General features: G+C 70.5%; 10 protein-coding genes. 5 read left to right on the top strand and 5 right to left on the bottom strand.

Annotated features, from left to right (window positions below; translation table 11 throughout):
• Nucleotides 1–409: 409 nt before the first annotated feature.
• Together SMA5143A_RS17905 and SMA5143A_RS17900 are read left to right on the top strand one after the other, a co-directional pair.
• Nucleotides 410–1,612 carry a hypothetical protein gene (locus tag SMA5143A_RS17905; protein ID WP_107463920.1) on the top strand — a complete coding sequence of 401 codons (1,203 nt, stop codon included), beginning with the start codon at nt 410–412 and terminating at the stop codon, nt 1,610–1,612.
• A 74-nt stretch (nt 1,613–1,686) separates the two neighbouring features.
• Nucleotides 1,687–2,415 carry a hypothetical protein gene (locus SMA5143A_RS17900; protein WP_107463919.1) on the top strand — a complete coding sequence of 243 codons (729 nt, stop codon included), beginning with the start codon at nt 1,687–1,689 and terminating at the stop codon, nt 2,413–2,415.
• Nucleotides 2,416–2,432: 17 nt separating this feature from the next.
• Here SMA5143A_RS17900 and SMA5143A_RS17895 read toward each other — a convergent pair whose 3' ends face one another.
• Nucleotides 2,433–2,933, bottom strand: coding sequence for an ATP-binding protein (locus SMA5143A_RS17895; RefSeq protein ID WP_055523330.1), 501 nt, complete (start codon nt 2,931–2,933; stop codon nt 2,433–2,435).
• Between the two features lie 158 nt (nt 2,934–3,091).
• Here SMA5143A_RS17895 and SMA5143A_RS17890 point away from each other — a divergent pair, with 158 nt between their 5' ends.
• On the top strand, nt 3,092–3,943 hold the full coding sequence (locus tag SMA5143A_RS17890) for a helix-turn-helix domain-containing protein (RefSeq protein WP_107463918.1): 852 nt from the start codon (nt 3,092–3,094) through the stop codon (nt 3,941–3,943).
• Nucleotides 3,940–4,200, top strand: a complete 261-nt coding sequence (locus SMA5143A_RS17885) for a DUF397 domain-containing protein (RefSeq protein ID WP_107463917.1) — start codon at nt 3,940–3,942, stop codon at nt 4,198–4,200. The genes SMA5143A_RS17890 and SMA5143A_RS17885 overlap by 4 nt, the downstream gene beginning before the upstream one ends.
• Here SMA5143A_RS17885 and SMA5143A_RS17880 read toward each other — a convergent pair.
• Nucleotides 4,182–4,727: a DinB family protein gene (locus SMA5143A_RS17880; RefSeq protein ID WP_107463916.1), complete on the bottom strand. Its 546-nt coding sequence runs from the start codon at nt 4,725–4,727 to the stop codon at nt 4,182–4,184. The genes SMA5143A_RS17885 and SMA5143A_RS17880 overlap by 19 nt on opposite strands.
• Before the next feature lie 210 nt (nt 4,728–4,937).
• Here SMA5143A_RS17880 and SMA5143A_RS17875 point away from each other — a divergent pair, with 210 nt between their 5' ends.
• Nucleotides 4,938–5,213: a hypothetical protein gene (locus tag SMA5143A_RS17875; protein ID WP_375136503.1), complete on the top strand. Its 276-nt coding sequence runs from the start codon at nt 4,938–4,940 to the stop codon at nt 5,211–5,213.
• Between the two features lie 437 nt (nt 5,214–5,650).
• On the opposite strand, the gene SMA5143A_RS17865 is transcribed toward SMA5143A_RS17875, so the two are convergent.
• The 3 genes from SMA5143A_RS17865 to SMA5143A_RS17855 form a co-directional block, all read right to left on the bottom strand.
• The gene (locus SMA5143A_RS17865; protein WP_107463915.1) at nt 5,651–6,043 is read right to left on the bottom strand and encodes a hypothetical protein; all 393 of its coding nucleotides are present in this window, start codon (nt 6,041–6,043) and stop codon (nt 5,651–5,653) included.
• Entirely contained in the window at nt 6,040–6,321 is a 282-nt protein-coding gene (locus tag SMA5143A_RS17860) for an Arc family DNA-binding protein (RefSeq protein WP_107463922.1), read from the bottom strand. The genes SMA5143A_RS17865 and SMA5143A_RS17860 overlap by 4 nt, the downstream gene beginning before the upstream one ends.
• 116 nt (nt 6,322–6,437) lie before the next feature.
• A complete protein-coding gene (locus tag SMA5143A_RS17855; RefSeq protein WP_181361908.1) occupies nt 6,438–7,235 on the bottom strand; it encodes a sugar phosphate isomerase/epimerase family protein in 798 nt (265 codons plus the stop codon).
• Between the last annotated feature and the right edge of the window lie 13 nt (nt 7,236–7,248).

The following is a 7,248-nucleotide window of genomic DNA, read 5'->3' as shown; positions in this document are numbered from 1 at the left end:
GGCAGACAACGCTACTTTCGCAACGCGCCCTAGTGCCTGCCCTTTGGAGCACGCCTGGACCGACGTAGCCGGCCACGCCTCTTCGGCGGGCGGCGTTCGGCCGGACGTCTCACCGGCGAGCGCCGGCCCGGCAGATGGATCTCGACGAGGACCGTCTCGCCGGGCGGCCCGCGGTCCCTGGACCTCCCCGCGGCCCGCAACCGAAGTTGAAGGATGCACTGTTCGAGGAGTCCAAGCCCCACGGGCCGACGAGCGGGCAGCAGGTGCACGGGGGACAATGGAAGAGGCGACGTCCGAGGCCCATGGCCTGCCAGGAGCCCGCCGCCCAACCACTTCGTCACACCTTCACCTTTCTCGGCTGATGCACTCCGCCCCAGAATCCGCTCTGCGAGCGCTGACCGCCCTGCTGATGAGCATCGCGATCGCGTGGGGGCCGACGGCTCTCTTCCCGCCGGGTGCCGTGGCCCAGCCGGCACCGCTGACTCTCACCCCGGACAAGGGACCGCCGAAGACCCCGGTGACGATCGGCTTCGGCGCCTGCACCGATGAGACACCGTCGCCGGAGACCTCGCCCGACGAGTCCCCGCACACGACCCCGAACACCCCGCCGGAGACGACCCCGAGCGAGGAGGGGGACCTGGAGCTCGGACTGTCCGAGGCCAGGGCCGCGGCGGCGGCCGGGGCACCGCGGGCCGCTTCCATCAGAAAGATCACCTGGAACGGCAGAACCATAGGCAAGGGCACCTCATTCGTCGTGCCGGCCACGGCGAAACCGGACACGTACACCGTGAAGGCGTACTGCAGCAACGGTTACACGGGATCAGCGACGTTCACGGTGACGGATCCCGAGGAGAGGGACCGCGATCTCACGCTGGCCCCCGACAAGGGCCCGCCCAGGACAAAAGTCACGGCAACAGGTTCCGGCTTCAACTGCTTCGACGTGACCCTGGAGTGGGACGACGGCACCCGGCTCACCACCACCGGTGTCACCGACGAGACCTTCGAGACGACGTTCTCCGTTCCGGCCGACGCGAGCGCGAAGACGCACCCCGTACAGGCCAGGTGCACGGAGTACCCCGAGTGGTACGCCGAGGAAGATTTCGAGGTGACCGACGAGGAGACGAGCGGGAACACCACCAGCAACCAGACCGAAGGCAACACCACGGACGGCAACACCACGGACGGCACGAGCACGGACGGCACGACCACAGATGGCACGACCACAGATGGCAACACCACTGACGGCAACACGAATGGGGACACGAACGGGGACACCAACGGCGCAGGAAACGGCAGCGGGAACGGCACGAACGACGGAGGTTCGGGCGGCGATACCGACGGAAGCGGCGAAGGCGACACGGCTGTCCCCGTCGGATGGGTCGTAGGTCCCTCCCTGTTCGCGGTCCTGCTGCTCGCAGCCCTGCTGTCCTCCCTGCTGCACCATGTTCACCGCGGGCCGCGCTGGGTCCACGATCACGTTCGGGCGGCGCTGCGCTCGGGGTCCGGGACCGGGTCGGCCGAGCTGCTCCGACGGCGCGGCAGCGGTGTGACGCCGGACCGCACCGTACGACTGGAACCCCATCCCGACCACGGCGACCAACGCCTCGACTGAACGACCCGCGCCGCCCGTTCAGCGCACTCCGCCCTGGACGGCCGCCGCACCGAGAACCCCGCGGAGGTGACGTCATGACCGCGCCCGCACCGGCACCACCGTTCACCGTCCGTTCCTTCCTCCTCGGCCCCGACTGCCCCGACCCGGCGGGCGCGCTGACCGACCCGCTGCACGGCAGCGGTACGGCCCGGCGGCTCCTCGGCGACACCGGCCGCCCGCTGACCCCCGCCGGGGACCGGGCCGTGGAGCAGGAAGTGGCGGGCTCCATCGACTCCTTCCTCTCCCTCGACGTCTTCGACGTGGCCGCCGGCGGCTGGCGACGCCACGTGGCCCTGACCGATGCCGCGCACCGCACCCGCGCCGTCCCCGGCAGCGAGGAGGTCGTCGCGCTGGCGAGCCACGAGATCGCGTCCAAGCACCGCCCGTACGTCGACGTCTTCCTGGACGGCGCCAAGGTCGGCACCCTCGACATCTGGCTCGACCTGATCTTCCACATCAACGGGCTCGTCGCCGTCGTACGCGACGCCCACCTCGTCGCCATCCACAGCGGGGAGTGCGTCCTGGACGCGCGGCTCGCCGTCCAGCAGATCCTGCTCGCCGAACGCCAGGGCCGCCTCGACCTCCCCGGCATCTGGCACCTTCACGCCCCGCTCCCCCTGCTCCAGGAGCAGCCGGCGCCGGCCTCTCCACCGCCGCCGCCCCAAGGACCACGGCAGCCCCCGCCACCGCCTCCCCCTCCACCCACTCGGGCCGAGGCCCCCACCCGTGTCCTGAACCGGCCCGGCCGGAACGTCCGGCACTGACGGCACGCGGTGGCGCGCTAACGGCGTCTCTTCGGCGGCCTCGCCACCGCCAGCCGCCGCATCAGCGCCAGCCACCCCGGCACGTCGATCTCCACCAGCACGGTCTTGCCGGGTGGCGTCCGCTCCCGTACCTCCCAGCGGTCGGCCAGCGCCTCGACCAACGCCATCCCCCGCCCCGACTCGTCCAGCGGACCCGCGGCGCGCACGGCACCGGGGCCCGGCGGCCGGCCGTCACCCCGCGTGTCGGTGACCTCGATACGGAGCGAGCCGGTGGGCAGGGACAGCCGCAGCTCGAAGTCCCGGCCGGGCACGCGGCCGTGCGTCACGGCGTTCGCCGCGAGTTCCGCGACGACGACGGCCGCGCGCTCGGAGACGTCGGAGCCGTACGGGATGCCCCAGGCGTTCAGGGCGCTCAGCGTCGTGCGTCTCGCGAGCCGGGCGCCGAGCGGGGTCGAGCTGAAGCGGCGCGTGAACGACGGCGCCGTGGCGGTGGGTTGAGCAGACGGTGGTGCGGTCATGCCCAACAATCTGGCCGCGGCGGGGGCCGTTTGGCCACCGGAACACCGCGTACGCTCACGCGGCGTACGTCGTGACTCGCTGGACAGTATTGGTGACGTGACGTGACGATGTGCGTTGAGCGGTGTGGTCTGGTGGGCGGGCGCGCGGGAGGTGGCCGATGGGGGCCGACAGCAGCGACATGGCGGTACTGGGCGGCAGCGGCGAGCCGGAGGTCTCCGACAGTCTGCGGACGTTCGGGGCGATGGTCCAGGCCCTGCGCGAGCACGCGGGCCTGGGCCGGGAGCAGTTGGCCGAGTCCATCGGCTACTCGAAGCACATGGTGGCCTCGGTGGAGCAGGGCCGCCGCCTACCGGACACGGCGTTCGTGGAGGGGGTGGACCGAGCGCTGGGAGGAACGAGGGCGCTGCTCGCGGCGGCACAGCACCTGGGGCGCCAGCCGGGGTTGGCGGCGTGGTTCCGGAAGTGGGCGCGGTTGGAGGCGACGGCGATCACGTTGTACACGTACGAGTGCCGCCTGATTCCTGGTCTGTTGCAGACCGAGGCGTACGCGCGAACGTTGTTCAACAACCAGCTGCCGCCACTCGGCGACGGACAGATCGAGGCCCAGTGGACGGCCCGCGCGGAACGCCAACGCTTGCTGCGGGAGCGCCCGAACACCGAGTTCGGCTTCATCCTGGAGGAGGGGCTGTTCGTTCGCCGTACGGGCGGCGCGGCAGTAACACGTGAGCTCATCGATCACGTCCTGGAGGTCGCCCAGTGGCGGAACATCGAGATTCAGGTCATGCCTCAGGTGCGCGAGACTCACGCTGGGCTCGACGGCCCCATGCGGCTTCTGGAAACAACGGAAAACCGCTGGTACGGCTACTGCGAGGGGCAACGAGGAGGCATTCTCGTATCCGACGCGAAAGAGGTCAGCGTCCTTCAACGGCGATATGCCAGGATGCGATCACAGGCTCTTACCTCCGAAGACTCCGTGAGCCTGTTGCAGCGGATGCGAGGCAACCTATGAGCAGCTCCGAACTCGCCTGGTTCAAAAGCAGCTACAGCGGCGGTGACGGCGATGACTGTGTCGAAGTCGCCCTCACCTGGCACAAGTCGAGCTACAGCAGCAGCGGCGACGGTGACTGCGTCGAGATAGCCACCACCCCCCACACCATCCACATCCGCGACTCCAAGAACCCCACCGGCCCCACCCTCACCCTCTCCCCCACCGCCTGGACCGGCTTCCTCTCCCTCCCCGGAGAGCGTCAGCCCGCCGCGCGCTGAAGGCGTAGTTGGCCGATCTCCGCGACGTTCTTCATCAACTCCGCGTTCACCCAGGCCACCATGTGCGCCACGGTGTGCCGGGGGTCGTCCTGCCAAGGGAAGCGCGCGGTCGTCTCCAGGTCAGCCGCCGTGAGGCGGTCCAGCGCCTCCAGCCAGTCCCCGCGCCGCGACCGCAGCCACGCGACCGTCGGCTCGCCCGGGCCCGGCCAGACGATGTCGGCCCGCTCGCGAGGCGTCCTGCCGTGGGCGTGGTCGGCGGCCACGCTCCACCACCAGCCGATGTGCCAGCTCAGCCAGGCGACGGTCGGTACGGGGACCGGGTCCGGCTCGGTGTCCGCCCAGTCCGGCACCCACGTGCCGTCGTCGGCCCGGCGCATCGTCCAGCAGAGCGCGGCCGGCTCCCACAGGAAGTCGTCGGGTTCGAGCCTCTCCAGGTGGTACTCGAACAGCGACCAGGTCAGGTCGAACTGCCAGCGCAGCAGGTCGAGCGGGGGGCGCGGGGCGGGATCAGGGCGGGAGACAGTCACCGGCCGACCCTCGCACAGCGGCCACGCCGTTGAGAATCGAGTTTCCGGCGGTGGCGCCGCCGGTCCTCTGGGGACCGACGAAGTTCCACGCGCGGTCGCGGGCGGCGCGAGAGGCGAGGTAGACGTCGTCGATCCTGCGGATCGGTTTCTGTGGACTGCCGCGCTACTGCCAGGAAAACGTTCTCATAGAAGTTCTGCCAGATTGGCTGGGTGAGTGAAGCCGTCTACGGGCCCGGCGAGGGCCCGACCAAGTCCGTCTCGGTCTCCATGCACGAGGGCACTATCGCGGCCCTCCGTTCCCGCGTCGGTAAGCGTGGCATCTCCGCCTATGTGGAGGCCGCGATCCAGCGGCAGATCGAACGCGACCAGCTCGACGAACTCATCGCCACGAACGAGGAGATCCATGGTCCCCTCACCCAGGAAGAGATCGACGCGGCCGAGCGCGAGATGTTCGGCGAAGGCCAGGGCAGCCAGGCGGTGGCGTGAGCGGCACCTGGGTTCTCGACAGTGAGGCTCTGTCCCTGTATCTGCGCGGCGACCGCACCATGACCGCCAGGCTCGCCGTCGCCCAAAACGGGACGTCAGGGTGATCACCAGCGCAGCCACCATCGTGGAAGCGGATCCCCAAGGAACACACACAGCCCGCCTCGCCTGGGCCCTGTCCCGGCTTGTCGTGGAACCGGTCACCAAGGAGACCGCCAAGGAGGCCGTCGCCCGGATGAAGGACAGCGGCAGGACCGGCGGGCACAAGTGCGCCCTGGACGCGATCGTCGCCGCCACCGCTCGCGCGGCCCGGCCCCCCCGTCACTGTACTCACCTCCGACCTCGACGATCTCAAGCCGCTCTGCGGCAAGCAGGTCGAGGTCAGACAGGTCCGACCCGCGGGCGGGCCAGAATCGCGTATCCAACCCCCGCTCCGCCGGTCAGCGTCTCAGGTCCATGACCCCGACCCCGAGTCCGTCGTAGGCACGCGGTTCCACTGTGGCGATCAACGCCCCCGTCGGAATCACCTGGTTGGGCCTCGCGGCGTGAACGGCGGCCGAGGCGTCCTGGGCGACCCCCGCTCGTCCCAGTTCCGCAACCGTCACGGCCATGGCGTAGTCATCGTCGACGACGGACAGCACGTCGACCAGGACACCCACGTGGCCGACCATGCCCGGACGACGGCGTTCGGCCTCCAGAAGACACAGGACGGGCACCCACAGACGTACGTCAGCGCTCGCCGCCGCCGCGTGGATGAGGCCGGAGACCTGCTTGTCGCCGCCCAGCGCCACGAGCGTGGGCGCGTCGAGAACATAGTGCTCGATCTGGCTCAACGCGACGGCTCCCCCTGCGCGAGGGCGGCCCGGTGGGCGTCCGTCGCCTCCCGCATCTTGCGCCGCATCTCGGCCGACTCCTCCTCGGACACCTCGTGCCCGAAGCGCTCGGCGAGCAGGGCCCGGGTGCGGTCGGCGCGTTCCCTGATCTGCTCGGGTGTCAGTGTCTGAGCGGCTATGTCCTGCATGAGGGCACGAAGACTCGTCCCCCGGGCCTCGGCCACGGCGGCGAGCTGGTCACGGACTTCGGCGGGCACACGGATCATGACGTCGGACATGCGGCGAGTATACGTGACGTATACGGCCTTCACCGAGTCATCAGGCTCATCCGTCCCTGCCCAGCACCGCTCGGGGCGGCGAGCCGGGCCTGACGCCTCGGCCCGCCGCCCTAACGTCACACCGCGTGCTCCACGAACCGCTGCGCCGTCTGAGCGAGCAGCGCACGCCCCTCGCCCGCCCACAGCTCGTCGTTGAACAGCTCGACCTCGATGGGGCCCGTGTAGCCGGCGGCCTCCACGTAGCCCTTCCACTCCCGCATGTCGATCGCGCCGTCGCCGATCTGGCCGCGGCCGGTCAGGACGCCCGCCGGGAGCGGGGTGATCCAGTCGGCGAGCTGGAACGTGTGGATGCGGCCGTCGGCGCCCGCGCGGGCGATCGCCGCGGGGGCCGTGTCGTCCCACCAGATGTGGTACGTGTCCACGGTCACGCCCACCTGGTCCGCCGGGAAGCGCTCCGCGATGTCCAGGGCCTGGGAGAGCGTCGACACCACGCAGCGGTCCGAGGCGAACATGGGGTGGAGCGGCTCGATGGCGAGGCGGACGCCGTTGGACGCCGCGTACGGGCCCAGTTCGGACAGGGCGTCCGCGATGCGCTCGCGCGCCCCGTGGAGGTCCTTCGAGCCCTGCGGGAGGCCGCCCGAGACCAGGACCAGCGTGTCCGTGCCGAGCGTGGCCGCCTCGTCGATCGCCTTGCGGTTGTCGGCCAGGGCCGCCGCCCGCTCCGCCGGGTCGATCGCCGTGAAGAAGCCGCCCCGGCAGAGGGTGGTGACCGTCAGGCCCGCGTCGCGGACCAGCTTGGCCGTCGCCTCCAGGCCGAACTCCGCCACCGGCTCGCGCCACAGGCCCACGCCGGGGATGCCCAGCTCCACACAGCCGGCGACCAGTTCCGGCATCGACAGCTGCTTCACCGTCATCTGGTTGATGGAG

Source organism: Streptomyces sp. MA5143a, from assembly GCF_900290235.1.
Lineage (GTDB): Bacteria > Actinomycetota > Actinomycetes > Streptomycetales > Streptomycetaceae > Streptomyces.
The sequence above is the reverse complement of the archived record's forward strand: the minus strand, read 5'-3'. Positions and strand labels throughout refer to the sequence as shown.